This is a genomic window from Fusobacterium perfoetens ATCC 29250 (assembly GCF_000622245.1).
Taxonomy (GTDB): domain Bacteria; phylum Fusobacteriota; class Fusobacteriia; order Fusobacteriales; family Fusobacteriaceae; genus Fusobacterium_B; species Fusobacterium_B perfoetens.
Genome location: NZ_KK211416.1, coordinates 545985 through 571914, shown reverse-complemented (window position 1 = coordinate 571914; position 25930 = coordinate 545985). Strand labels below are relative to the sequence as shown.

Here is a 25930-nt window from a genome sequence, read left to right as displayed (position 1 = left end):
CATATTGGGATATGTATGCAAGAGGAGCCATAGTAGGCTTAACAAGAGGAGCTAATAAGAATCATATAATAAGAGCTACTTTAGAATCAATAGCATATCAAACAAGAGATGTATTAGAAGCAATGCAAGAGGATTCAGGCTTAAAATTAAATCATCTAAAAGTAGATGGAGGAGCAGCAGCAAATGATTTCTTAATGGAATTTCAAGCAGATATATTAGGAACATCAGTAAGAAGACCAGAAACTTTAGAGACAACAGGATTAGGAGTAGCTTATTTAACAGGATTAGCAGTTGGATTCTGGGAATCAAAAGAGGAAATAAGTTCACAATGGAAACTAGAGAAAGAATTTTTACCAACAATGTGTGAAGAGGAAAAAGAGAAGAAATATAGAGGATGGAAAAAAGCAGTAAAAAGAGCAATGGAATGGGATGAAGAATAAAAAAATAAAATATATAGGGAGGAAAAAGTTTATGGAAACATCAGGAAAAATCGAACTTAGAGGATGGGGAATAGTTATCATAGGTTGGGCAGCTTTTATGTTAGCTAATTTATCTAACTTTGCTTTTGGTATTATTCTCCCAGATATGAGACAAGAGATTGGATTTGGATTAGAAACTTCAGGATGGCTTAGTGCAGTAGCTTGGATAGGAAAAGGATTATTAACAATTCCAATTTCATTATTTATCACAAAAGCAAAACCAAAAAGAATTTTACAAATTATTTTCTTAGTACTTGGAAGTGGAATGTTGTTACAAGGTTTTGCAACAAATATTGTGATGTTATTTGTAGGAAGATTATTTGTTATGGGAGTAGCAGCAGGAATTTTGTCAGTATTAGTTTTATTTAAAATTCAATATATTCCTAAAGATAAAATGGGATTCATAAATGGAATTGAAACTTTTGCTGGACCAGCTGGACAAACTTTAGGAACAATAGCAATACCTTTCTTACTAGCTATAATGACTGGTTGGAGAAGTGTTATGATACTTATGGGATTTGTAGGAATAGCATTATCAATATTATGGACATTTGTATGTAAAGATAAAAACGAAAATAAAGTGGAAGAGGTTAAGAAAGAAAAAAAATCTATATTAGCTCCATTAAAAGAAGCTATAAGTCAAAAAAATGTATTATTACTAGCTCTTGGATGGCCTGGAACATCATTAACATGGATAGCAATCTATACATTTTGGCCAACATATGCAGTTGAAACTTTAGGATTAACATTAGTACAAGCAGGAATGGTATTAGGATTTTTACCAGTAGCTTCAATGATATCTTCATTATTATCACCAATAATTGCTAAAAAAATAGGATATGATAAACCAATAATTTGTTTATCTGGACTTGTATTACCAATTTCTTACTTTGCAATGTTACAAACATCAAATATACCATTATTATGTTTAGCATCATTTATATCTGGATATGCAGCTTATTCTTTTGTACCATTAGCATTTACAGTTTTATATAAAATACCAAATCTTTCTTCAGAAGCTGTTTCATTAGGAACTGGATTTATATTTACATTAGTTGGATTAGGAGGAGCTTTAGGAGGAAGTTTAGCGGGAATTTTAGGAAGTACATTTGGATTATATAAAGCAATAGCTCTTACATGTTTAGCACCATTTATATTCTTTATATTAACATTATTCTTAGATGAAACTGGTGAAAAAGCACAAATGAAAAAAGCTCAAGAGGTAGATAAATAAAATAAAAAATAATTTTTTATACTAAATATAAAAAAACAAATAGGAGGTATTAAAAATGGCAATATTATTAACACAAGAGGAAAAAGATTTGTATGAAAAAGCACTAAACTATGGGAAAGAAAAATTATATCCACTAACATTTGATGTGGACAAAAGTCCAGAATTAAACAGAGAAATGATAAAAGATATGGCAAAAAATGGATTTTGTGGAGTAGGAATTCCTAAAGAAATGGGAGGAAAAGGATATAACTATTTACAAACAGCTCTAATATATGAAGGACTAGCATATGGAGATGGAATGATGGCTTTCCAAATGCAATTACATAATAACATTTCTATGGAAATTGCTACATTCTATGAAGGAATAAGTGATGAAGTAAAAGCAATAGTTCCAGGACTTGCAGATGGAAGCAAATTAACAGCTTTTGCTTTAACAGAATCAGCTTCAGGATGTGACCCTTCAGCAACAACAGCTTATGCAGAATTAAGAGAAGATGGATATCATATTTTTGGTAAAAAAGATTGGATATCAAATGCTGAAAATGCTGACTACTATAACGTAATGATAAAAGATGGAAAAGATTCTAAAAATATGATTATGCTTTTAGTAGATAAAGGAACAAAAGGATTAAAATTCCTAAAAAATAGAGAACGTTTAATAGGAAATGGAATGTCTTGTGGAAGTCTTGAATTTGATGATTGTGTAGTACCAGTAAGTAGATTACTATCAGCTAACGGATTTAAAGAAGCTTTAATAGCAATAGACGTAGCAAGAGTATATACTCCAGCAATTGCAGTGGGAGTTGCTCAAAGAGCATTAGATATTACTGCTGAATATCTAGCAACAAGAGAATCTTTTGGAACACCTATTTTAAAAAATCAAGGAGTACAATGGGAACTTGCAGATTTAAGTGCAAAAATAGAAGCAGCAAGATGGCTAGTATATAGAACTGCTAGTGTTATGGATTCAGGGGAACCAGTAGCAATAACTGCAGCTAAAAATAAATATTTTGGAACAGAAGTTGCAATGGAAGTTTTAGTAAAATGTGCTCAATACTTTGGGGCAGAGGGATTTATGAAAGATTCAAGAATCAGTAAACTATTATATGTAGCTAAAATGCTTCAAATAGTAGATGGAACTACAGAAATTCAAAAAATAGTTATTGGAAGAGATATTGCAAGAAAATATTTAAAAAAATCTAAATAATAAAAATAAGGCTTGGGAAAAAATATAAAAAAGTTAACTATGATGGAGGAATATAATGAAAGTAGATAGAAAAATAATGACAGCTGATGAAGCTGTAAGATTAATAAAATCAGAAGATACAGTAGCAATAAATGGATTTGGTTCTTTAGTTTATCCAGAAGAAGTAACAGCAGCTTTAGGAAAAAGATTTTTAGAAACAGGAGAACCTAGAAATCTAAATTATATAGCTGGAGCAGGATTAGGAGAAGCTACAGAAGGAAGATTAATAGATGGAATCAGTTATGAAGGATTAGTAAAAAAAGTTATATGTTCTCACTTTATTAAAATGGTAGGATTAAAAACTCTAGCTAAAGAAAATAAAATAGAAGCTTATAACTTACCATATGGAGCAATTTCTCATATGTTTAGAGCTGCTGCAGGAAGAAAACCAGGAGTTCTTACAAAACTAGGATTAAAAACTTTTGTTGACCCTAGAAATACAAGAGGAGCTTTAAATGAAATTTCTAAAGATACTTTAGCTGAATTAATGGTAATAGATGGTGAAGAATATCTATTCTATAAAGCACCAAAAGTTGATGTATCTATCATAAGAGGAACAACAGCAGATATAAATGGAAATATCACATTTGAAAAAGAAGCATTCTACTTAGATCCATTTACAACAGCAATGGCAGCAAAAGCAAATGGAGGAAAAGTAATAGTTCAAGTTGAAAGAATATCAGGAACTAGAGCAAATCCAAGACAAGTAAAAATACCTGGAGCAATAGTAGATGCTATAGTTGTTGCACCAAATCAATGGCAAACAATGATTGAACAATATAATCCAGCTTATACAGGAGAATTAGTTGTACCTGATTCACAAATTCAACCTATGTTAGATGAAGTTACAAGACTAAGTGTAGGTGGAGGTAAAAAAGAAAGAACATTAGTTCATAAAATTATAGCAAGAAGAGCAGCTATGGAATTAAAAGAAAATGCTGTAGTTAACTTAGGAATAGGAATTCCTGAATTAGTACCAGCTGCTGCAAAAGAATTAGGGCTTTCTGGAGAAATGGATTTAACAATAGAAGCAGGATTAGTTGGAGGAACTCCTTCTGGAGGATTAAGTTTTGGAGCTGTTATAAATCCAGAAATGTGCCAAGATACAGCATATCAATTTGACTTATATGATGGTGGAGTACTAGATATTACATTCGTTGGAGCAATGCAAGTTGATAAAAAAGGAAATGTAAATGTAAGTAAATCAGGAGGAAACATCATAGGAGTTGGAGGATTTGTAAACTTAACTCAAAGTGCTAAAAAATGTGTTTATTGCTTCCCATTCTCAGGTGGAGGAAATAAAATGGAAATTGTAGATGGAAAAATGCACATTTTACAAGAAGGAAAATATCAAAAGTTCTGTGAAAAAGTTGATGAAATTAGTGCAAGTGGAGAATATGCAGTAGAGTCTGGTCAAGAAGTATTATATGTAACTGAAAGATGTGTATTCAAATTAACTCCTGAAGGACTAGAGATTATAGAAATAGCTCCAGGATTAGATATAGAAAAAGATATCATTTCATTAATGCCATTCAGACCTTTAGTATCTAAAGACTTAAAAGAAATGGATAGCAGATTTTTCTTATAATCTAAGTTAGGTATATTGAATTTATATATATTTAAGAGGGCCTTATTTACTTAAGACCCTCTTAAGAAATTTTATTTTAAATAAATAATTTAAATATATAAAATTATATATTTAAATCATTTATTTAAAAATAACTTTTAATTATATAAGGAGGAATAGATGGATTTTCAATTTACAAAAGCACAAGAAATGTTACAAAAAGTAGCTAGAGAATTTGCCGAAAATGAAGTAGGACCTTTAGCAGCTGAAGTAGATAGAACAGGAATATATCCAAAAGAAACTTTTGAAAAAATGGCTAAAATAGGATTTACTGGAATAGGAACACCTATTGAATATGGTGGGTCTGGAGGAAATGATATAGATAAAGTTATAGTAGTAAATGAAATTGCAAAAAAATGTGCAGCAACTGCAGCAATTTTATCTATTCATACAATCTTTGCTCAAGGAATTCTTAAATTTGGAACTGAAGAACAAAAGAAAAAATATTTACCAATGATGGCTGAGGGAGGATGTTTAGGAGCTTTCGCATTAACAGAACCTAATGCTGGTACAGATGCAGGAGCAGCAAAAACAACAGCTATTTTAGATGAAGAAACTGGTGAATATGTAATAAATGGTACTAAATGCTTTATCTCTGGTGGAGCTCAAGCTCAAGCTGTTTTAGTTTTTGCTCTAACAGAACCAGCAAAAGGATTAAAAGGAATGTCAGCAATTATTGTTGAAAAAGGAACTCCTGGATTTACATATGGAAAAATTGAGGAGAAAATGGGAATCCATGGTTCAGAAACTGCTGAATTAATTTTTGATAACTGTAGAGTTCCAAAAGAAAATTTAGTAGGAAAATTAGGAAAAGGATTTAATATAGCTATGACTTGTCTTGATGGAGCAAGAATAGGTGTAGCGGCCCAAGCATTAGGAATTGCAGAGGGAGCTTTTGAAGAAAGTGTAAAATATGCTAAAGAAAGAGTTCAATTTGGAAAACCAATAGCTGAATTACAAGGAATTCAATGGTATTTAGCAGAAATGGCAACAAAGATAGAAGCAGCAAGATGGTTAATATATTATGCAGCTAGTTTAAAAAATAGTGGAAAACCATTTACAAAAGAAGCAGCTATGGCAAAATTTAATGCTTCTACAGTAGCTAGAGAAGTTACTAATTTAGCTTTACAAATTCACGGAGGATATGGATATATGAAAGATTATCCATTAGAAAGAATGTATCGTGATGCAAAAATTACAGAAATTTATGAAGGAACATCAGAAGTACATAAAGTTGTAATTTCTAGAGCTGTTTTAAGTTAGGAGGAATAAATGAATATAATAGTATGTTTAAAACAAGTACCAGATACTAATGAAGTAAAAATAAATCAAGAAACAGGAACATTAATAAGAGATGGAGTACCAAGTATTATAAATCCTGATGATAAAAATGGTTTAGAAGAAGCTTTAAGATTAAAAGATGAATTTGGTGGAAAAGTGACAGTTATAAGCATGGGACCACCACAAGCAAAAGAAGCTTTGAAAGAAGCAGTGGCTATGGGAGCAGATGAAGTTTATTTAGTTTCAGATAGAGCTTTTGGAGGTTCAGATACTTGGGCAACAGCAACTATATTAGCTGCAGCTATTGAAAAAGTAGGAAATTATGACCTTATAATTTGTGGAAGACAAGCAATAGATGGAGATACTGCACAAGTAGGACCAGAAATAGCAGAGTTTTTAAATCTTCCTCAAGTAACATATGTAAAAAATATAGAAGTAAAAGGGGAAAAATTATTAGTAAGTAGATTTACAGAAACAGGAGATTATTTAATAGAAACAGAAATGCCTGTATTATTAACAGCAATAAAAGAATTAAATACTCCTAGATATCCAACTGTTAGAGGAATATATAAAGCATATGAAGAATTAAAAGATGAAGATATAAAAATATTAACATTAGTTGACTTAAATGTTGATACAACTCAAATAGGACTAAAAGGTTCTCCTACAAATGTATATAGATCTTTTGTTCCAACAAAAACTAAAGAAAGTAAAATTATGGAATGTAAAGATAAAAAAGAAGTTACAAATATTTTAATGACAGAATTACATAATTTGAATTTAATATAGGAGGATACAATGTCTAGAGCAAAAGTAAATCAAAATATAGACCTAAATAGTTATAATAATGTATGGGTTATTGGTGAACAAAGACAAGGAAAAATACAACCTGTAACTATAGAATTAATTGGTGAAGGAAGAAAATTAGCAAATCAATTAAATAAAAAATTAGCTGTTGTAATACCAGGAAATAATATAGATAATTTAGCAGAAGATTTATTACATTATGGAGTAGATATAGTTTATTATCTAAAACATGAATTATTAGAAAATTTCTCTACTCAAGGAATAACAATAGCTGTATCAGATTTAATTTTAGATAGAAAACCTGAAATAGTATTAGTTGGAGCAACTTCTATAGGAAGAGATATAGCTCCAAGAATTGCTGGAAGAGTTGGAACAGGATTAACAGCAGATTGTACAAAATTAGAAATAGATTTAACTGATAATAAAATATTACAAACAAGACCAGCTTTTGGTGGAAACTTAATGGCAACAATAATTTGTCCTAAAAATAGACCACAAATGTCAACAGTAAGACCAGGAGTAATGGAAAAAGCACCTTATACTGAAGAAGTAAAAGGAACAATAGAAGTAGTAACTCCAAACCTAAAACCAGAAATGATTCATACAAAATTAGTAGAAATATTAGAATTAAAGAAAAGATTGGTAAATTTAACAGATGCTAAAATAATAGTTTCAGGAGGAAGAGGATTAAAGAAAGCAGAGGGATTTGAACTATTAAGAAAATTAGCAGATAAATTAGGTGGAGAAGTAGGAGCTTCAAGAGCAGCAGTAGACAGTGGATGGATAGACCAATCTCATCAAATAGGACAAACTGGAACAACAGTAAGACCAACAGTATACATAGCTTGTGGAATATCTGGAGCAATTCAACATTTAGCAGGAATGAGCGAATCAAAATATATAGTAGCAATAAATAAAGACCCACAAGCTCCAATATTTAAAGTATGTGATTATGGAATAGTTGGAGATTTATATGATGTAATTCCAGAAATGATAGAGTGGATAGATAAAAAATAATAAAACTTAATAAAAAAGACTATTGTAAATTTGCAATAGTCTTTTTTTATAATTATTTAAAAGCTTTCGCTCTCACTTCTTCAACTTCTTCAGGAGATTTTACCATAGTTTCTCCAAGTCTAATATTACCTGTTTTAGTAACTAAGAAATCTCCCTCATATCTCATTCCACCGAAATTCATATATTTTTCAAGTTCTTCATAATTTATATATTCAGGGAATTTATTTTCATTTTTCCATTTTTTTATTAATTCAGGAATAAAGTAAATTCCAGGCTCAACAGTGAATACAAAATCTTCTTCTAACTCTCTACCAAGTCTTAAAGAGGCAAGTCCAAATTGAGTACTTTTAGCTTCTCCATTATATCCTACAATTACTTCTCCAATATTTTCCATATCATGTACATCAAGTCCTAACATATGTCCTAAACCATGAGGCATAAATAAAGCATGAACACCTTTTTCTACAATTTCATCAACATTTCCTTTTAATATATTTTTCTCAACTAAACCTTTTGCTAAAACTTTACAAACTTCCAAATGAATTTCTTTATAAGTTATTCCAGGTCTAATTAATTCACTAGCTTTATCAAACATAGAAATTAAAAGATTATAAAACTCTTTTTGTAATGGAGTAAATTTACCAGATACAGGGAAAGTTGTAGTCATATCTCCACAATATCCACTTTCTGTTTTAGCTCCAGCATCTATTAAAAGTAAATCTCCCTCTTTTAAAGTATTTCCATGATAATGGTTATGTAAAGTTTGACCATTGACAGTACAAATAGTTAAGAAAGAAAGAGTACAATTTTTACTTTTAGCTACATTTTCAAGAGCAGCAGCTACTTCATATTCTTTCATACCAGGTTTAGCAATTTTCATAGCTTTTAAGTGCATTTCTCTAGTAACATTAACAGCTTTTATAATTTCTTGAACTTCTTCAGGAGTTTTATAATTTCTTTGCTCTACTACTGCATAACTTAATTTTTCGGAAACATAATCATTTACTTCATTAGGTTTTATTTCAAGCCAATCAGCAATATTTATAATATTATTAGGTAAATATTGGTTGATATAATGGATTTTTCTACCACTGTGTTTTACTTCATATAGGAATCTTTTTATATCTTCATAAGGAAGAAGATTTTCAACACCGACTAATTTACATTGGTCACCTAAAGAAATTTGAGGACCAGACCAAATTATATCATCCATTGTAAGTTCATTTCCAAATATATATTCTTGTTCTTTATCTATATCAATAACTCCAATAAGATTTTCTTTGTTTAATCCAAAATAATAAAGAAAAGTAGAATCTTGAACAAATGGAAAAGTGTTGTCACGATAATTTGCTGGAGAAAGAGAATTTCCACAAATTAGGATAATTCCATCTTCAAAATTATTTCTTAAAGCCAATCTTCTTTTTTCATAAGTACGTCTAGCAAACATATAATCCCCCCTACTAAATTAATCTTTCTATAATTATAATCTTTTTAGATTAAAAAATCAATAAAATAAAAAAGAATGAAAAAATAAAACTATTGAAAATAAAGGAAAAAATCAAAAAATAATAAAAAGTGTTGACAAAAATTGGCTAATATAGTATACTTATTCTTGTCAGGAGGATGACAAATGCCTGGATGGCGGAACAGGTAGACGCACAGGACTTAAAATCCTGTGGTATCTTGATACCGTGCCGGTTCGATTCCGGCTCTAGGCACCACTTAAAAGATTAATCTTCTAGTTAGCTAGAAGATTTTTTTATGCCTAAGAAAATTATAAACAATTTTTTATCTGACATATTTGTGACATTGTTGCTAATTATAATTAATATATCATAATATTTTCCCAAATTAATTATCATAAAAAAGAAGCAATTTTCAATTTTGAAGATTACTTCTTTTTTATTTTATAAAAAAACTTTTTTAATATTGAAAAAATATAAATATATGATATAATAAAACACAGTTAAAGTAAAAAAAGGTGAAGAAGATGGATATTTTAATAATTATGTGTATAGGAGTTTTAGTAGGAAATAAACTTTTTCCACGTCAATATAAAAGTTTTAATGAGAAATTACAATTTATTTGTACTATTTTATTAATTTTTTCTATGGGTGTAACACTGGGAAAACGAGATAATTTTTTAGAAGAATTAACTACTTTGGGATGGCAAAGTTTTATATTTTGTATTTTTCCTTTATTATTATCATTGGTAGTTGTTTTTTTATTAACTTATTATTTTATAGAAAAAAAGAAATAGGAGGAAATAAATGGTTTATTGTGCAATGATAGCTTTATTTTTTGGAGTAATATATGGAGTTTATGGATTTGATATTCACTTTATTTCTTACATAACTAGTAGGTCAAATTTTATTTTATATTGTTTAATGTTTTTAGTTGGTATCAGTATTGGACTTCATAAGGGGATATTAAATGATTTAAAAAAATATCATTTAAAGGTATTTATTATTCCGTTTGGAATAGTAGTTGGGTCTATAATAGGTGGAATTTTTTGTAGTTGGATAACAGGTTTCACTTTAGGGGAAAGTACGGCAGTAGTAAGTGGCTTAGGATGGTATAGTTTATCAGGGGTTACAGTTGGGAAATTAGCAGGAGCTGAACTTGGAAGTATTACTTTTTTAAGTAATCTTATGAGAGAGATATTTTCATTCTTTTTAATACCAGTTGTAGCTAAATATCTAAATTTTTATAGTTGTATAGCCCCAGCAGGAGCTACAAGTGAAGATACAACTCTTCCAATGATGATAAAATATACAAATGAAGAAACTGTTGTGTTATCTGTATTTAATGGAATTATTTGTTCTGCGTTGGTTCCTATATTAATTTCTTTTTGTTATAATAATATGTAAAAATATAAAAACTGTTACATCTTTTAATTTAAAATTAAAAGTTGCAACAGTTTTTCTTTTATATAATATAATTTTGAAGTAAGTTAAAGAAATATCCAACTATTATAATTCCAATAGTACAAATTCCTACAAATATTTTTAATAATTTTGGTTTTATAGCTTTTCTTAACATTATTAAAGATGGTAGAGATAAAGTAGTTACAGCCATCATAAAGGATAAAATACTTCCTAAATTGGCTCCTTTAGAAAATAATGCTTCAGCAATAGGAATAGTTCCAAAAATATCAGCATATATAGGAACACCTATTAAAGTTGCTAATATAACTCCAAAAGGATTTTTACTTCCTAAAATACTAACTATCCATTTTTCAGGAATCCAATTATGAATTATAGCTCCAATTCCAACTCCTATTAAAATATATGGAAAAACTTTTTTAAAAGTTTCCATTGTTTGTTCCTTAGCATATATCAATCTTTCTTGTATAGTTAAATCTGGAATTTCGATATCTATATTACCGTTTGTTGAGGCTGCCCAGATAAAATCTTCTATTTCATTTTCAAGTTTCATTTTCTCTATAAGAGTTCCACCAATTACAGCTATTACAAGTCCTAAAATCACATACCAAAGGGCAATTTTACTTCCAAAAATACTCATTAATAAAAGTAAAGAACCTAAATCTACCATTGGAGAAGAAATTAAGAAAGAAAATGTAACACCTATTGGAAGTCCTGCTGATGTAAAACCTATAAACAAAGGAATAGATGAACAGCTACAAAAAGGTGTAACAGTTCCTAATAAAGCTCCAATAATATTAGCTGTCAATCCATGAAATCTTCCTAATATCTTTTTACTTTTTTCTGGTGGAAAATAACTTTGAATATAGCTTATAAAAAATATTAAAGTACAAAGTAAAATAGTTATTTTTATAACATCATAAAAGAAAAAATGTATTCCACTAAATAAGTGACTATTTTTGTCTAAACCTATTTTTATTAAAATATTTCCTACTAACTTATTTAACCATTTCATACCTAAAATTTGATTTTGTATAAAAGTCCAAATGTTAATTAAAAAATTCATAAACTCTCCTTGTATTGATAAATATCGATTTATTATTTTTATAAAAGGACTGTTGAAAATTAGTTATTATAAAAATACAACAGTCCCAATATTTTCTAATCTATTTTAATAATTCTTTTATTTGCTCTTTTGATAAAACTTTTCCATAAGAAACAATTTTTCCATCTATCCATAGACCTGGAGTAGACATTATTCCATATTTAGCAATTTCAGAAAAATCTCTAACATGTTCTAATTGAAATCCAAATCCTAATTCTTTTAGAGCTTCCAAAGTATTTTTCTCTAAAGTATTACAATTTTTACAACCAGAACCTAAAATTTTAACTAAAACTTTTTTATCAGAAGAGCTACCACAGTTACAATCACATGAACAAGAAGTTTTTTCCTTTTTAGTTTCTTCTATTTTTTCAGCAGAACAAGAACAACCACAATCTTTTTTAAATAATTTGTCAAATAATCCCATTTTTTCCTCCTTAAAATAATATTATATATTTAAATATATCGATATGTTAATGGATAAAAAATAGATAAATTATTATCTATCTTTCATTATATCATCTAAAATATTTTTTACATTTTTAAAACCTTCTATATCAAGAGAATAGTGCATCCACTTTCCATCTTTAAAACCTTTAACAATTCCAGCATCTATTAAAATTTTCATATGATGTGATAAAGTTGGTTGACCAATGTTTAATTGCTCTAATAATTTACAACCACATAATTCACCTGTTTGTAAAAGATGAATAATTTTAAGTCTATTAGGGTCACAAAAGGCTTTAAAAATTCTAGCATTTTTTTCATATTTATCCATAACTATCCTCCTTTTATAAATTAATTATAATATACATATTGATAATTGTCAATGTATCTTTTAAAAAATCAGAGTTGCTACAAAATGTTTATTATAAATGTAACAACTCTAATTTCTATCTATGTTAAATTTCTCCCAAAAACTTATTTAACAATTATGCTTTCTATGTCTATTGCTTTTTCTTGTAAACCATTAGCAATTAAGAAATCTTGAGTAGCTTTTAAATCTTTAATATCATCTTCTGTAATTGTAGTATTAAAATCATAAAGAGGGAACATAGTTCTAACTTCTTCAGGAGTATTTTCAACTTCTTTAGCTACTTTATCAACTATATCTTCAAAATTATTATTTATAATATTTAAAATTTCATCATTAGTTTTATTAAATTTTTCCATAGCTTTAGGATATTTTTCTAAGAAATCTCCTCTTACAGCAGTAACAACTAAACCTTGTACAAGACCTTCTCCTGTTGTAATAACTTTTGCTCCAGATTTTATAGTGTTAAGAGCTACAGGACCAGCTAAAAGGGCTATATCAACACTACCATTTAAAAGAGCAGACATTGCTCCAGGTAGTCCCATATTTAAAAAGTCTACATCATCAACATTTACATTTTCTGTGTTTAAGTAAGTTACTAAAAGTTGATGTAAAATAGTTCCCTTAGGACCAGCCACTTTTTTTCCAATAAAATCTTTTGGAGAATTTATATTTTTATCTTTAGTTAATATCATAAATACTTTTGGGGCTCTAGTATAAACTCCTGTAATTTTTAAATCCACTCCATTAGAAGCTCCAATAAGGGCAGATGTACAACTAAGAGCGTATAAAATATCCATTTGTCCAGAAGCTAAAGCTTGAATTTGTTCAGGTCCAGTTGTAAGTTCAGAAAATTTTACCTCTGTATTAACTTCATCAAAGGCCTTTTGGAAAAGTCCATCATTTCTACCTAAAATAGATGGAATATTAAGAGGTGCTTTAACATAAGTCATATTAAGTACCTTAGGATATTCTTCTACTCTTTCTTTACCACAACTAACAAAAGCAAAAACTACAAGTAACAAGATAGCAAATAATTTTTTTTTCATTTTAAAATCTCCTTATAAATATATTATTCTAATAATTTTTTTATTTCCTTTTTAATATCTAAAAATTTTATACTATCAATATCTCTATCTAAATTATTTCCTAAAGAAAATTCATAAAAGTTTTTGTGATTTATAACTAAAATTTTATTTGCAATAGCTAGAGCCTCATCTATATCATGAGTTACAAAAATAATTCCTTTATTTGTATTTTTAAAAACTTCAACTATAACTTTTTGTAAATTTTTTCTAGTAAAATAATCAAGAGCTGAAAAAGGCTCGTCCATTAAAAGTATATCAGGGTTATAAGAAAGAGCTCGAGCAATAGAAACTCTATTACTCATACCACCTGATAATTGATTAGGAAAAAGATTTTTACAATTTTCAAGAGAAACAAGAGATAAAAATTTATCTACATCTGAAGTAGAAATTTTATTTTCTTTATCATGAAGTTTTATATTTTTTTCTACAGTAAGCCAAGGCATAAGCCTACTTTCTTGAAAAACAAATCCTATTTTAAAATTAGAAACTTCTATATTATTTTTTAAAAAAGTAATATCTCCTGAAAAATCTTTATCTAAACTACCTAATATTCTAAGTAAAGTAGTTTTTCCACAACCACTTTTTCCTAAAATAACAGTAATTTCATCACTATTAATTTCTAAATTTATATTTTTAAATATCTCTTTATCTTGAAATTTTTTATTAAGATTTTTAAGTATAAATTTATTCATATCCTATAAAACCTCTCTTCTTTAAAAAGCTTCCAATAATTTTAGATAGAAGTTTATCAGTAATAATTCCAAAAATTCCAATGGAGATAATTCCAATAGCTACAATATCTATTCTTGATAAAAGTTGTCCATCTAATATTAAATATCCAAGTCCAGAAGAGGCAGCTATCATTTCAGCTCCTATAATAGACCTCCATGAATATCCAATAGAAAGTTTTACTCCAAGAAGTATATCAGGAATAGAATTTGGAAATATTATTTTTTTAAAAATTTCCCATTTATTAAGTCCAAAGACTTGTCCAACTTCAATGAGTTTTTTATCACAACTTCTTATCCCTTTCAAAGTATTTAAAAAAATAGGGAAAAAAGAAGCCAAAACTATAATCACTATTTTTGAAGTTTCTCCAATTCCAAACCATAAAATAATAAGAGGCATAAGTGATAGTGGTGGGACATTTCTAAAAAATTCTAATATTCCTTGAAAAAAAATATATACTTTAGGAAAAGTTCCAAATAAGATAGCAAGAGGAACTCCTAGAGAGAAAGCTATAATAAAACCAAAAAAAACTCTTAAAAAACTTGTAAAAAGATGGTGGAATAGTTTTCCATTTTCAATGAATATAATAAAAGTATTAAAAACTTTCCAAGGAGTTGGAACTAAAAAAGTATTCCACATTTTTAAATAGGAAGTTATACACCAAAATATAAAAATCCCTAAAAATAAAATATGTTTTTTAAAAATATTTTTATTATCCATAATTTTGCCTTTCTAAATTATTTATTATATAATTTTAACATAGGAAAAAAATAAAAGCAAGTAAAATAAAAATAAGTGGAATAAAAAAGGATGTTATAAAATAATTAATTATTTTATAACAATCCTTTAAAAAAATTATAATATTTTTTTAATTTTAGCTTAAATTTTTATTAAGCTTTTTTCTTACCATATAATCCGTTAAGAATCATAGTTAATGCTCCGTCACCTGTTACGTTACAAGCAGTTCCGAAACTATCTTGAAGAGCAAATACAGTAAGCATTAAAGCAACTCCTGTATCATCAAATCCTAAAACAGAGATGATAATTCCAATTGATGCCATAACAGTTCCACCTGGTACTCCAGGAGCTCCAACAGCAAATACTCCTAATAATACTACAAATAATAACATTGTTCCAAAGCTAGGAATGCTTCCATATAATATTTTAGAAACAGTCATAACAAAGAAAACTTCTGTTAAAACAGAACCACAAAGGTGAGTAGTTGCTCCTAATGGTACACCGAAGTTTACGATATCTTCATCTAAAACTTTAGATTTTTTAGCACAAGATAAAGCAACTGGTAATGTAGCAGCAGAAGACATTGTTCCAACAGCTGTTAAGTAAGCTGGACCATAATATTTTAATACTTCCATAGGGTTACATTTATTAACAATTCCACCGATTGTATAAAGGATAGCTAACCAAATATAGTGTCCAACTAATACAATTACAATAACTTTAGCAAATACTGGGAATTGTTTTGTAATTCCACCTTCATAAGCAAGAGTTGCAAATGTACAAGCAATGAAAGCTGGTAAAATAGGAATTACTATTCTGTTAACAACTGCTAACATGATGTTTCCAAATTCTAATAATAGTTCTTCAGTTCTTTTTGAACCAGTCCATACAACAGCAAGTCCTAAAATTATAGCAAGAACTAAAGCTGTCATAACTTGCATTACTGGAGGGATTTCAACTTTAAAAATTAATTCAGGGATAGATTTTAATCCTTCAGCATTGTTAACAATATTTAATTTAGGAATTAAAGCATATCCAGCAATCATAGACATAACTGCAGCTCCAACAGAAGAGAAATATGAAAGTCCTAACATTGTAGCAAGCATTTTACTAGCGTTAGATTTCATTTGTGTTATAGCAGGAGCTATAAATCCAAGAATTATTAAAGGAACTGTAAAGAATATAATTTGTCCTAAAATAAATTTAACAGTATTAATAAGTCCAATGGCACTTTCACCAACATAAAGACCTACAACAAGTCCAACAATTACTCCAATAATAAGTTTTATTATTAGAGAATCTTTCATTTTTTCCATAAAAAAGACCTCCTAAGAAATAAATAAATTTTAGTTACTAATAGAGTATAGCTCAATAACAACTAAAAGTCAAGAAAAAATGAAACAAATAAAAAGAAAATGAGTTAAAATAGTTCATTTTTAATAAAAAAATAAATGTCTTTTATAAAATAATAAAGTATAGTATAATTTAATAGATGATAAATGGTAGAAAAGAGGCTAGAAATGAAATTTTTGATAAGAGAAACTTTTTTTAAAGATATAAAAAAGGAAAAGATAAATTATATAGAAAAAAATCTTTTATATTTTTATGAAGAAATTTTAAAAAATATAAATAATATAAGGGAAATTCCAAAAGGATTTTGGATAAAAAAATTAAAAGGTATAGAAAATAGATTTGAATTTAGAATAAATAATGGGGATAGAGTATTTTTTTCTTTAGATAAAAGAAAAGATGAAGAGGAAAAAATAACTTTTATATTGTACTCTTCCCACGATAGAGGAGTAAAAAAAGGAAAAAATGCAGAGATTAATAATGTGGAAGAATTTTCTATAAATAAAAATGAATTTATAGAAGAAAATGAGGAAATACCTCAAGAAGTGTATTTAGATTATAGCCAAGTTATAAGTTACGAAGTAACAGAGGATGGAGAATTTTCTAAAGTTGGAAGTGATAAAAATATATATTACTATTATTACTTAAATGATGAACAATATGAAGCTTTAAAAGAACCAACTCCTTTACTTGTAGCAGGAAGTGCTGGTAGTGGAAAATCTACAATTACAATTAGAAAAATTTTAAATCTTGAGGAGTATCAAGAATTTTATGGAATAAAAAAGATAGGATATTTTACAGGAAATGCTCTTTTAAAAGATACTATTAAGGAGCAATACCAAATATTTAGAAAAAAAGATTTACCAAAAATAACTGATTTTTATACACCAAGAGAATATTATAAAAAAACTTTGGGGATAGATACTAGAAAAATAGTTCGTTTAAAAAAATTTAAAGAATTTATTTCTTTTTCATTTCCAAATAGAAAAAAATTAGGAGTAGAAGATTTTAATATCTATTTTGAAATAATGGGGATATTAAAAGGACTTATGAGTAAAGGAAGTACAGACAATTGGGATAAAGATTTAACTTCTAAACTTATGTCTTTGGAAAATTATTTAAATTTAAATAAAAATTATTCATTATTAGATGATGAAAGTAAAAAAGCTATATATAAAATAGCTGAAAAATATGAAGAATGGAAAGATGAAAATAATCTTTATGATATGAATGATTTAGTTGTTAGAGCTATAAAAAATCAACCTCAATATGATTTTATAATAGTTGATGAAATTCAAGATTTTACAGAAGTAGAGATATATTTTATGTTAAGTCTTTTAAAAGATAAAAGAAATATATTGTTAGCTGGAGATATACATCAAATGATAAACTTTAATTCTTTCAGTTTTGAAAGACTTAGAAATTATTATTTTAAAAATAATCTTCAAAATACAGAGATTGTCCTTAGTAAAAACTATAGAAACTCCAAAAGTATAGTTGAACTTGCTAACTTTTTGACAGAGCTTAGAAAAGAGTACATAGGAAATTTAGGAGTAAAAGATTATAAAGAAAACTTTATAGTAGATAGAGGAAGTATAACAGTTATTCCTCCAGATTATGAATTATTAAAAAAGGTTCAAACTGATGTTAAGTTTGTTATAATAGTTTCTTCTAAAGAGGAGAAATATAAATTGGATAAATTTTCTGATATTCATATGAGGGTTTTTAGTGTAGATGAAGTAAAAGGATTAGAATATGATAATGTGGTTTGTCTAAACTTAGCTACTACAAATCTTTTTGCATGGGAAAAAATATTTAATAAAGATGTAAAAAGAGACCAAAGATATAGAAAATATTTTAATCTTTTTTATGTGGGTATTACAAGGTCGAGAAAAAATCTTATTATTATGGAAGAAAAAATCTCTGGAAATAAACTTTTAGAGAAAATAAAAGATTTTATAACAATATCAGATAATAATGATAAGGAAAAAATAAATAGAAAGATAAATAAAGAGATTCATCATTCAAATAAAGAGGAATGGTTACAAGAGGGAATTAGATTATATAATGTAGAAAACTATGAAGAAGCTCAAAAGGCTTTTGAAATGGCTGGATATCCTACTTGGATACTAGAAAAAAATATAGAGGAAGATATAGAAAATGGAGATTATAAACTAGCTTTAGAAAAGATTAATAAAAATAATCTTGATAAAAAGAAAAAACATTATGAAAATTTAATAGTTGATACTTTATTAAAGAAAGAAGAATATATAAAAACTCTTATATATATAGTAGAAATTTTAGATACTCTCTATAAATATAATGAAGTAAAAAGAATATTTACTGAAAAATTAGAAGAGGGAGTATTTAGTAAAAAAGAGTTAGATAGAGCCATAGCTATTTTTAGTAAAAAGCAAGAGAATAACATATTAGGGGATATATATAGTAAACAGAATAATTATTTATTAGCTATAAATTTTTATAAAAAAGCTTCTAACTTTATTGGAATTAGTAAGATGAGAAAAAAAATCTTAGAAGAAAATTTTAAAAATATAGAAAATTCATCTGAAAAAATAGATATAGTAGAAAATTTATTAGGTAAAAAGGATATAAATTCTTTTGATAAAAATAAACTTACTCCAATTTTTAATAGTTTAAAATATCAAAATATAGATATTTTAGATATGCTTATATATTTAGGAGCTAAATATAATGGAAAAGTACAAGGAAAGTATGATATTTTAACTTATATTTCTAAAGAGAATTATCCTAAATCTATAGAATTGTATAAATATTTTTTAGATAAAGGGTATGAATATATATTTGATTCTAAAGTAGAAACTCCTATGGAATTTTCCTTAAAAAATAAAAATAGGGAGCTAACTGAGTTTATTTTAGAATCAAAAATAATAAAAGATGATTATAGTGGCCTAGATACTAACCCTATTGATTTATGTGCTGAATTATATGAGATTAAATATTTTAAAATTTTTATGAAAAAGCTTGATTTAGAAAAAATAAGTGATAAAATAGTAGAAAGACTATTTCAATTTATAATAAATTTAACTCCTACTACTAATATACAAATAAGAAAAAAAGAGTTAATGAAAAAAATTTATATAAGAATAGTTGCTACGAAATATCCTGATTTAAAAGAAAAATTAAAAAAAATTTTAAAAGAGAAAGAAGAAGCTGAAAAAAACCTTGACAAAAAATAGAACTTATAGTAAAATGTTTTTCGAAAAATAATTAAGGAGGAGAAAATGAAGAGGAAAAATGTTATATTAAACAATATAAAATCAATATTTTCTATTCAAAAGGGACTCCTTTTTAATTTTTCTATTTTTTTAAATTTGTTATTAATTTTTTATATTTTATATATATAGATATAACTTAAGTGTTATATCTTTTTTTTTAAAGGAGGATATATGAAAGGAAAATTGATTCTTGAAAACGGACAAGTTTTTGAGGGAAAAATTTTTGGAGAGTTAAAAGATACTGTAGGAGAAATTGTTTTTAATACTGGAATGACAGGATATCAAGAGCTTTTAACAGATCCTTCATACTGTGGTCAAATTGTTGTAATGACATATCCAATGATTGGAAACTATGGAATCAATTTAGAGGATATGGAATCTGATGTATCAAGATTAAAAGGATTTATCATCAAAGAAGATGCTAAATTACCAAACAATTTTAGATGTGAAATGACTCTTGATGGATTTTTAAGACAAAACAATGTAGTTGCATTTAAAGGTGTAGATACAAGACAGTTAGTAAAAATTATAAGAGAACAAGGAGCTATGAAAGCTATAATAACTCCTGAAGATTTAACAGCAAAAGAGATACAAGAAAAATTTGATAATTTTTCAAATAAAGAAGCAGTAAAAGAAGTAAGTACAAAAGAAATCTATGAAATTCCTGGAGATGGATTAAGAATAGGAGTTATGGATTTCGGTGTTAAAAGAAATATATTAAGAAACTTCTCAAAAAGAGGATGTCACTTAGTAGTATTCCCTTGGGATACAAAAGCTGAGGAAATATTAAGTTATAACTTAGATGGGGTATTCTTATCAAATGGACCTGGGGACCCAGCAGATTTAGGAAATGTAATAGAAGAAATTAAAAAATTAGTTGGAAAATTACCAATTACAGCAATATGTTTAGGACATCAATTACTTGCTTGGACATTAGGAGGTTCTACTACAAAATTAAAATATGGACACAGAGGTGGAAATCATCCAGTTAAAGATTTAGATAGAAATAGAATTTATATCACTTCTCAAAACCACGGATATGTAGTTGATAAAGTTCCAGCAGATATGAGAGTTACTCATATAAACTTAAATGATAACTCTGTAGAGGGAATGAAAAGTGAAAAATATAATATAATGTGTGTTCAATACCATCCAGAAGCATGGCCTGGACCACAAGATTCTGAATATTTATTTGATGAATTTGTAGAATTAATGAAAAAAGGAATGTAATTAAGGTTTGTGTTATTTTTTAATTTTTAAATAGATGAAAGGACTAAAAAGATGTTAGATAAAAGTATAAAGAAAACATTAGTAATAGGTTCAGGACCAATTATAATAGGACAAGCTGCTGAGTTTGACTATTCAGGAACTCAAGCATGTGAAACATTAAAAAAAGAAGGGATTGAAGTTGTACTTATTAACTCAAACCCAGCTACAATAATGACAGATAAAGCTGTTGCAGATAGAATATATATAGAGCCAATCACAGCTGAATTTATAGAAAAAGTAATTGCAAAAGAAAGACCAGACTCAATTCTTGCTGGAATGGGAGGGCAAACAGCTTTAAACTTAGCTGTTGAATTAGAAGAAAAAGGAATTCTTGAAAAATATGGAGTAAGAATTTTAGGAACACCTATCCAAGCAATAAAAAGAGGAGAAGACAGAGAACTATTTAGAGAAGCAATGGAAAAAATAGGAGAGCCTATCATTGAAAGTAAAATAGTTGAGTCTTTAGAAGAGGGATATCAAGTTGCTAGAGAAATTGGATATCCAGTAGTTGTAAGACCTGCTTATACTTTAGGAGGAACAGGTGGAGGATTTGCTCATAATCCAAAAGAATTAGAGGAAATCTTATTAAAAGGATTAAGTCTTTCAAGAGTTGGACAAGTATTAATAGAAAAATCTATACTTGGATGGAAAGAGATAGAATATGAAGTAATAAGAGATAAAAATGGAAATACAATTACAGTATGTAATATGGAAAATATCGACCCAGTTGGAATACATACAGGAGATTCAATAGTTGTTGCTCCATCTCAAACTTTATCAGATAGAGAATATCAAATGCTTAGAACTTCAGCTATGAAAATAGTAAATGAAATTGGAGTTGTTGGAGGATGTAACGTACAATTTGCTCTTCATCCAAAATCTTTCAAATATGCAATAATTGAAATTAACCCAAGAGTATCTAGATCATCAGCTTTGGCATCAAAAGCTACAGGATATCCAATAGCAAGAGTTGCTACAAGATTATCATTAGGATATTTATTAGATGAGGTAAAAAATGAAGTAACTGAAAAAACTTTTGCTTGTTTTGAACCTACATTAGACTATATAGTTGTAAAAATTCCTAAATGGCCATTTGATAAATTCAAAAATGCTAAGAAAACTTTAGGAACAAAAATGATGGCTACTGGAGAAGTTATGGCAATTGGAAATAACTTTGAAGCAGCTTTCTTAAAAGGTGTTAGATCTCTAGAAATTGGAAGATATAACTTAGAGCATCCAGCTGTTAAGAAAATGACTATGGAACAATTAAAAGAAGCTGTTGTTAAACCAGATGACATTAGAATTTTCATAGTTGCTGAAATGTTAAGAAGAGGATATATAAAAGAAAAATTACAAAAATTAACAGGAATAGACAAATTCTTCATGGAAAAAATCGAATGGCTTGTAAGACAAGAAGAGATTTTAAAGAAAATGAAATATGGAGAATTAGATTATAAATTCTTGAAAAACTTAAAGAAAAAAGGATTCTCAGATAAGGGAATTGCTGAATTAATGGGTGTTACAGAACACGACATTGAAAAGAAAAGAAAAGAATTAGGAATTAAACCAGTTTATAAAATGGTTGATACTTGTGCAGGAGAGTTTGCTGCAGATTCATCTTACTATTATTCAACTTATGATGAGTTTGATGAAGTAGAAGTAGAAAACAAAAGAAAAGTTATAGTTATAGGTTCAGGACCAATAAGAATTGGACAAGGAATAGAATTTGACTATTGTACAGTTCATGCTGTAAAAGCTTTAAAGAAATTAGGAATTGAAAGTATAATTATTAACAATAACCCAGAAACAGTTTCAACAGACTTCTCTACAGCTGATAGATTATATTTTGAACCATTAATATTAGAAGATGTTATGAATATAATTGAAAAAGAAAAACCAGAAGGAGTTATACTTCAATTTGGAGGACAAACTGCTATAAAATTAGCTAATGACCTTGCTAGAAAAGGAATAAAAATCATAGGAACTTCAGCTGAAAAAATAGACGAAGCTGAAGACAGAGAAAAATTTGAAGCTATGATGGAAGAATTAGATATAAAAAGACCAAAAGGAAGAGCAGTTTGGGATGTAGCTCATGGAATTGAAATAGCTAATGAAATTAAATATCCAGTACTTGTAAGACCTTCTTATGTATTAGGAGGACAAGGAATGGAAATTTGTCATGATGAATACAACTTAGTAAAATACTTAGAGTCATCTTTTGATAGAGACCCTGAAAATCCAGTATTAATAGATAAATACTTAAATGGTATTGAATTAGAAGTAGACGCAATCTGTGATGGAGAGGAAGTATTAATTCCTGGAATTATGGAACACTTAGAGAGAGCTGGAGTTCACTCTGGAGACTCTATCACAATCTATCCTCAACAAAACTTATATGAAGGAACAGAAGAAAAAGTATTAGAAATCACTAAGAAAATTTCAAAAGCTTTAGAAACTAAAGGGATGATGAATATCCAATTTATAGCATATGAAAATGAATTATATGTTATAGAAGTTAACCCAAGATCATCAAGAACAGTTCCATACATTTCTAAAATTTCTGGATTACCTGTTATAGAAATAGCTACAAGAGTAATTTTAGGAGAAAGCTTAGAAAGTATAGGATATGGAACAGGAATTTATAAAAAACCTAACTTAATTGCTGTAAAAGTACCAGTATTCTCTACAGAAAAATTATCAGAAGTAGAAGTATCATTAGGACCTGAAATGAGATCAACAGGAGAAGTTTTAGGAGTTGGACATACCGTAGATGAAGCAATTTATAAAGGATTATTAGGTGGAAAAAGAGTTAATAAAGTTTCAGGAAGAAAGATTTTATTAACAATAAGAGATAAAGATAAAGATGAGTTCTTACCTATTGCTAAAGAGTTATCTGAACTTGGTTGTCAATTATTTGCAACAGCTGGAACTAATAAATATTTACAAGAGCATGGAATTAAATCAGAAGTTGTAAGAAGAATAGGAGAAGAAGAGCCAAATATCTTAACTATCCTTATGAATAAGAAAGTTGATTTATTAATCAACACTCCAACTAAAGCAAATGATGCTCAAAGAGATGGATTTAAAATGAGAAGAACAGCTACAGAATACGGTGTAGAAGTATTAACTTCTATTGATACATTAAAAGCTGTTATAAAAATGGAGAAAAAACATCTTGAAGAAGATAAATTAGAAGTGTTTGATATTTCTAAAATTTAGTAAAAAAATAAAAAGAAATTTAAAAGGGTGTTACATATTTTGTAACATCCTTTTTCTATATAATAAAATTTTTAGTTTTTATAGACTAATTATATTAAAATAGGTTATAATTATTTTAGATTAAATAATTATAAGAGGGTGAGGAAAATGAAATTATTTAAGAATGGTAAAATTTATACAATGGATAGAGAAAATAGAATAGTGGATTCTATTTTAGTAGAAGAGGGGAAAATTGTTGAGGTAGGAAATGAAAGTGAATTAATAAAAAAATTAAATGGTGGGGAAATAATAGATTTAGAGGGAAAAACTGTTATACCTGCTTTTAATGATAGTCATGTTCACTTTGTAAATTATGGATATAATAAGAAAAAAATTCCTTTATATTCTTGTAGAAGTGTAGAAGATGTAGTAAAAATTGGAAAAGAGAAATTTACTGTATATGGTGGTTGGGTATTAGGAAGAGGATGGAACCAAGATTTATTTATTGGCGAAAAAAGAATGCCAACAAGGGAAGATTTAGATAAAATATCAACAGAATATCCAATTTGCTTTACAAGAACTTGTGGACATGTGGCAGTAGTAAATACAAAAGCTTTAGAAGTGTGTGGAATTACTAAAGATACAAAATGTAGTGGTGGAGATGTAGACTATGAAAAAGGGACTTTTAGTGAAAATGGGTTATATTTAGTTTATTCTCATATTCCAAGTCCATCATTAGAAGAATTAAAAACTATGTTAGTGGAAACTCAAGAGGAATTTTTCTCTATGGGAATTACTTCTGTACAAACTGATGACTTTGAAACTTTCCCAGATAAAGATTTTGAAAAAATTATAAAAGCTTATACAGAATTAGAAAAAGAGGGAAAATTAAAAATAAAAATTACAGAACAATGCCTTTTCCCAGAACTTGAAAAAATAAAAAAATTTAAAGAATTAGGTTATAATTTTGGATATGGAAGTAAAAATTTTAGAATAGGACCTATAAAACTTTTATTAGATGGTTCTTTAGGAGGAAAAACAGCATTTTTACAAAAGCCATATATAGATAATGATAAAAATTATGGAATAGCAACTTATACTGTAGAAGAGTTTGAAAAAGTTGTAACTCTAGCTGATTCATTAGGCTATCAAGTTGCTGTCCATGCTATAGGTGATGGAGCTATAAAAATGTGTGTTGATGCTTTTGAAAAGTTACCAGACTTAAATAATAAAAGACATGGAATAGTTCATTGTCAAATTACTACAAATCAATTAATGGAGAGAATGCAAAAATTAAATATTTTAGCATACATTCAACCAATATTCTTAGATTATGATTTACATATTGTAGAAGATAGAGTTGGGTATGAGAGAAGTTTGGAAACTTATGCTTGGAATACTATGAGAAAATTAAATATCCCAATGGCATTTGGTTCAGATTCTCCTGTAGACACAGCTGATGTAATAAAGGCTTTACATTGTGCTGTAAATAGACAAGATATAAGTTTTAGACCAGCAGAAAAATGGTTGCCTAATGAAGCATTACCTATAGTTGATGCTATTAAATATTATACAGCTGGTGGAGCTTTTACATCTTTTGAAGAAAATTTAAAAGGAAATCTTGAGGTAGGAAAGTTAGCTGATTTTATTGTACTTAGTGAGGATATTATAGAAATTAATTCTGAAGATATTTTAAAAGTAAAAGTTGATACAACAGTTGTAGAAGGAAATATAGTTTATAATAGAAAGTAATATAAATAAAATAAAAACTACATCTATTATTTTAAGAAATTAAAATTTTAGATGTAG

General features: G+C 27.8%; 21 protein-coding genes and 1 tRNA gene. 14 read left to right on the top strand and 8 right to left on the bottom strand.

Annotated elements, in window-relative coordinates; all coding sequences use genetic code 11:
• From T364_RS0109620 to T364_RS0109590, 7 genes are all read left to right on the top strand, one after another.
• On the top strand, positions 1-440 hold a 440-nt coding region (locus T364_RS0109620), incomplete at its 5' end, for an FGGY-family carbohydrate kinase (RefSeq protein ID WP_027128399.1).
• Positions 441-471: 31 nt separating this feature from the next.
• A complete protein-coding gene (locus T364_RS0109615; RefSeq protein WP_027129408.1) occupies positions 472-1713 on the top strand; it encodes an MFS transporter in 1242 nt (413 codons plus the stop codon).
• A 55-nt stretch (positions 1714-1768) separates the two neighbouring features.
• Positions 1769-2920, top strand: coding sequence for an acyl-CoA dehydrogenase family protein (locus tag T364_RS0109610; protein ID WP_027129407.1), 1152 nt, complete (start codon positions 1769-1771; stop codon positions 2918-2920).
• Positions 2921-2975: 55 nt separating this feature from the next.
• On the top strand, positions 2976-4547 hold the full coding sequence (locus T364_RS0109605) for an acyl CoA:acetate/3-ketoacid CoA transferase (RefSeq protein ID WP_027129406.1): 1572 nt from the start codon (positions 2976-2978) through the stop codon (positions 4545-4547).
• Positions 4548-4706: 159 nt separating this feature from the next.
• Positions 4707-5849, top strand: coding sequence for an acryloyl-CoA reductase (acrC, locus tag T364_RS0109600; protein WP_027129405.1), 1143 nt, complete (start codon positions 4707-4709; stop codon positions 5847-5849).
• Between the two features lie 9 nt (positions 5850-5858).
• Positions 5859-6656 carry an electron transfer flavoprotein subunit beta/FixA family protein gene (locus T364_RS0109595; protein WP_027129404.1) on the top strand — a complete coding sequence of 266 codons (798 nt, stop codon included), beginning with the start codon at positions 5859-5861 and terminating at the stop codon, positions 6654-6656.
• Between the two features lie 9 nt (positions 6657-6665).
• Positions 6666-7691: an electron transfer flavoprotein subunit alpha/FixB family protein gene (locus T364_RS0109590; protein WP_027129403.1), complete on the top strand. Its 1026-nt coding sequence runs from the start codon at positions 6666-6668 to the stop codon at positions 7689-7691.
• 52 nt (positions 7692-7743) lie between these two features.
• Here the strand turns inward: T364_RS0109590 and T364_RS0109585 are convergent, their stop codons facing one another.
• Positions 7744-9138: an aminopeptidase P family protein gene (locus tag T364_RS0109585; RefSeq protein WP_027129402.1), complete on the bottom strand. Its 1395-nt coding sequence runs from the start codon at positions 9136-9138 to the stop codon at positions 7744-7746.
• A 185-nt stretch (positions 9139-9323) separates the two neighbouring features.
• Here T364_RS0109585 and T364_RS0109580 point away from each other — a divergent pair.
• From T364_RS0109580 to T364_RS0109570, 3 genes are all read left to right on the top strand, one after another.
• Positions 9324-9412: transfer RNA gene (locus T364_RS0109580), tRNA-Leu, on the top strand.
• Between the two features lie 269 nt (positions 9413-9681).
• Positions 9682-9951, top strand: a complete 270-nt coding sequence (locus T364_RS0109575; RefSeq protein ID WP_027129401.1) for a LysO family transporter — start codon at positions 9682-9684, stop codon at positions 9949-9951.
• A 10-nt stretch (positions 9952-9961) separates the two neighbouring features.
• A complete protein-coding gene (locus tag T364_RS0109570; RefSeq protein ID WP_027129400.1) occupies positions 9962-10561 on the top strand; it encodes a LysO family transporter in 600 nt (199 codons plus the stop codon).
• A 58-nt stretch (positions 10562-10619) separates the two neighbouring features.
• Here the strand turns inward: T364_RS0109570 and T364_RS0109560 are convergent, their stop codons facing one another.
• From T364_RS0109560 to T364_RS0109530, 7 genes are all read right to left on the bottom strand, one after another.
• On the bottom strand, positions 10620-11642 hold the full coding sequence (locus T364_RS0109560; RefSeq protein ID WP_027129399.1) for a permease: 1023 nt from the start codon (positions 11640-11642) through the stop codon (positions 10620-10622).
• Between the two features lie 100 nt (positions 11643-11742).
• Complete coding sequence (locus tag T364_RS0109555) at positions 11743-12105, bottom strand: thioredoxin family protein (RefSeq protein ID WP_027129398.1); 363 nt, start codon at positions 12103-12105, stop codon at positions 11743-11745.
• A gap of 72 nt (positions 12106-12177) precedes the next feature.
• Positions 12178-12456, bottom strand: coding sequence for an ArsR/SmtB family transcription factor (locus T364_RS0109550; protein ID WP_027129397.1), 279 nt, complete (start codon positions 12454-12456; stop codon positions 12178-12180).
• Between the two features lie 143 nt (positions 12457-12599).
• Positions 12600-13541: an NrtA/SsuA/CpmA family ABC transporter substrate-binding protein gene (locus T364_RS0109545; protein ID WP_027129396.1), complete on the bottom strand. Its 942-nt coding sequence runs from the start codon at positions 13539-13541 to the stop codon at positions 12600-12602.
• 23 nt (positions 13542-13564) lie between these two features.
• Positions 13565-14272 (bottom strand): ABC transporter ATP-binding protein, encoded by a 708-nt coding sequence (locus T364_RS0109540; RefSeq protein WP_027129395.1) that lies wholly within the window; start codon positions 14270-14272, stop codon positions 13565-13567.
• A complete protein-coding gene (locus tag T364_RS0109535; protein WP_245596699.1) occupies positions 14265-14948 on the bottom strand; it encodes an ABC transporter permease in 684 nt (227 codons plus the stop codon). The genes T364_RS0109540 and T364_RS0109535 overlap by 8 nt, the downstream gene beginning before the upstream one ends.
• A 251-nt stretch (positions 14949-15199) precedes the next feature.
• Positions 15200-16363: a dicarboxylate/amino acid:cation symporter gene (locus tag T364_RS0109530; RefSeq protein WP_027129393.1), complete on the bottom strand. Its 1164-nt coding sequence runs from the start codon at positions 16361-16363 to the stop codon at positions 15200-15202.
• A 204-nt stretch (positions 16364-16567) separates the two neighbouring features.
• Here T364_RS0109530 and T364_RS0109525 point away from each other — a divergent pair, with 204 nt between their 5' ends.
• The 4 genes from T364_RS0109525 to T364_RS0109505 all read left to right on the top strand — a co-directional run bounded on the left by T364_RS0109525 (position 16568) and on the right by T364_RS0109505 (position 25873).
• A complete protein-coding gene (locus T364_RS0109525; RefSeq protein ID WP_027129392.1) occupies positions 16568-19615 on the top strand; it encodes a UvrD-helicase domain-containing protein in 3048 nt (1015 codons plus the stop codon).
• Positions 19616-19825: 210 nt separating this feature from the next.
• The gene (locus tag T364_RS0109515) at positions 19826-20884 is read left to right on the top strand and encodes a carbamoyl phosphate synthase small subunit (protein WP_027129391.1); all 1059 of its coding nucleotides are present in this window, start codon (positions 19826-19828) and stop codon (positions 20882-20884) included.
• 51 nt (positions 20885-20935) lie between these two features.
• Positions 20936-24142 carry a carbamoyl-phosphate synthase large subunit gene (carB, locus tag T364_RS0109510; protein WP_027129390.1) on the top strand — a complete coding sequence of 1069 codons (3207 nt, stop codon included), beginning with the start codon at positions 20936-20938 and terminating at the stop codon, positions 24140-24142.
• 147 nt (positions 24143-24289) lie between these two features.
• Complete coding sequence (locus tag T364_RS0109505; protein WP_027129389.1) at positions 24290-25873, top strand: amidohydrolase; 1584 nt, start codon at positions 24290-24292, stop codon at positions 25871-25873.
• Positions 25874-25930: the final 57 nt, after the last annotated feature.

What these genes read in the sequence shown, in the direction of transcription:
- T364_RS0109615 (WP_027129408.1), top strand. Translation starts at nt 472, where the DNA reads ATGGAAACATCAGGAAAAATCGAACTTAGAGGATGGGGAATAGTTATC.
- T364_RS0109610 (WP_027129407.1), top strand. Translation starts at nt 1,769, where the DNA reads ATGGCAATATTATTAACACAAGAGGAAAAAGATTTGTATGAAAAAGCA.
- T364_RS0109605 (WP_027129406.1), top strand. Translation starts at nt 2,976, where the DNA reads ATGAAAGTAGATAGAAAAATAATGACAGCTGATGAAGCTGTAAGATTA.
- acrC (WP_027129405.1), top strand. Translation starts at nt 4,707, where the DNA reads ATGGATTTTCAATTTACAAAAGCACAAGAAATGTTACAAAAAGTAGCT.
- T364_RS0109595 (WP_027129404.1), top strand. Translation starts at nt 5,859, where the DNA reads ATGAATATAATAGTATGTTTAAAACAAGTACCAGATACTAATGAAGTA.
- T364_RS0109590 (WP_027129403.1), top strand. Translation starts at nt 6,666, where the DNA reads ATGTCTAGAGCAAAAGTAAATCAAAATATAGACCTAAATAGTTATAAT.
- T364_RS0109585 (WP_027129402.1), bottom strand. Translation starts at nt 9,138, where the DNA reads ATGTTTGCTAGACGTACTTATGAAAAAAGAAGATTGGCTTTAAGAAAT.
- T364_RS0109575 (WP_027129401.1), top strand. Translation starts at nt 9,682, where the DNA reads ATGGATATTTTAATAATTATGTGTATAGGAGTTTTAGTAGGAAATAAA.
- T364_RS0109570 (WP_027129400.1), top strand. Translation starts at nt 9,962, where the DNA reads ATGGTTTATTGTGCAATGATAGCTTTATTTTTTGGAGTAATATATGGA.
- T364_RS0109560 (WP_027129399.1), bottom strand. Translation starts at nt 11,642, where the DNA reads ATGAATTTTTTAATTAACATTTGGACTTTTATACAAAATCAAATTTTA.
- T364_RS0109555 (WP_027129398.1), bottom strand. Translation starts at nt 12,105, where the DNA reads ATGGGATTATTTGACAAATTATTTAAAAAAGATTGTGGTTGTTCTTGT.
- T364_RS0109550 (WP_027129397.1), bottom strand. Translation starts at nt 12,456, where the DNA reads ATGGATAAATATGAAAAAAATGCTAGAATTTTTAAAGCCTTTTGTGAC.
- T364_RS0109545 (WP_027129396.1), bottom strand. Translation starts at nt 13,541, where the DNA reads ATGAAAAAAAAATTATTTGCTATCTTGTTACTTGTAGTTTTTGCTTTT.
- T364_RS0109540 (WP_027129395.1), bottom strand. Translation starts at nt 14,272, where the DNA reads ATGAATAAATTTATACTTAAAAATCTTAATAAAAAATTTCAAGATAAA.
- T364_RS0109535 (WP_245596699.1), bottom strand. Translation starts at nt 14,948, where the DNA reads ATGTGGAATACTTTTTTAGTTCCAACTCCTTGGAAAGTTTTTAATACT.
- T364_RS0109530 (WP_027129393.1), bottom strand. Translation starts at nt 16,363, where the DNA reads ATGGAAAAAATGAAAGATTCTCTAATAATAAAACTTATTATTGGAGTA.
- T364_RS0109525 (WP_027129392.1), top strand. Translation starts at nt 16,568, where the DNA reads ATGAAATTTTTGATAAGAGAAACTTTTTTTAAAGATATAAAAAAGGAA.
- T364_RS0109515 (WP_027129391.1), top strand. Translation starts at nt 19,826, where the DNA reads ATGAAAGGAAAATTGATTCTTGAAAACGGACAAGTTTTTGAGGGAAAA.
- carB (WP_027129390.1), top strand. Translation starts at nt 20,936, where the DNA reads ATGTTAGATAAAAGTATAAAGAAAACATTAGTAATAGGTTCAGGACCA.
- T364_RS0109505 (WP_027129389.1), top strand. Translation starts at nt 24,290, where the DNA reads ATGAAATTATTTAAGAATGGTAAAATTTATACAATGGATAGAGAAAAT.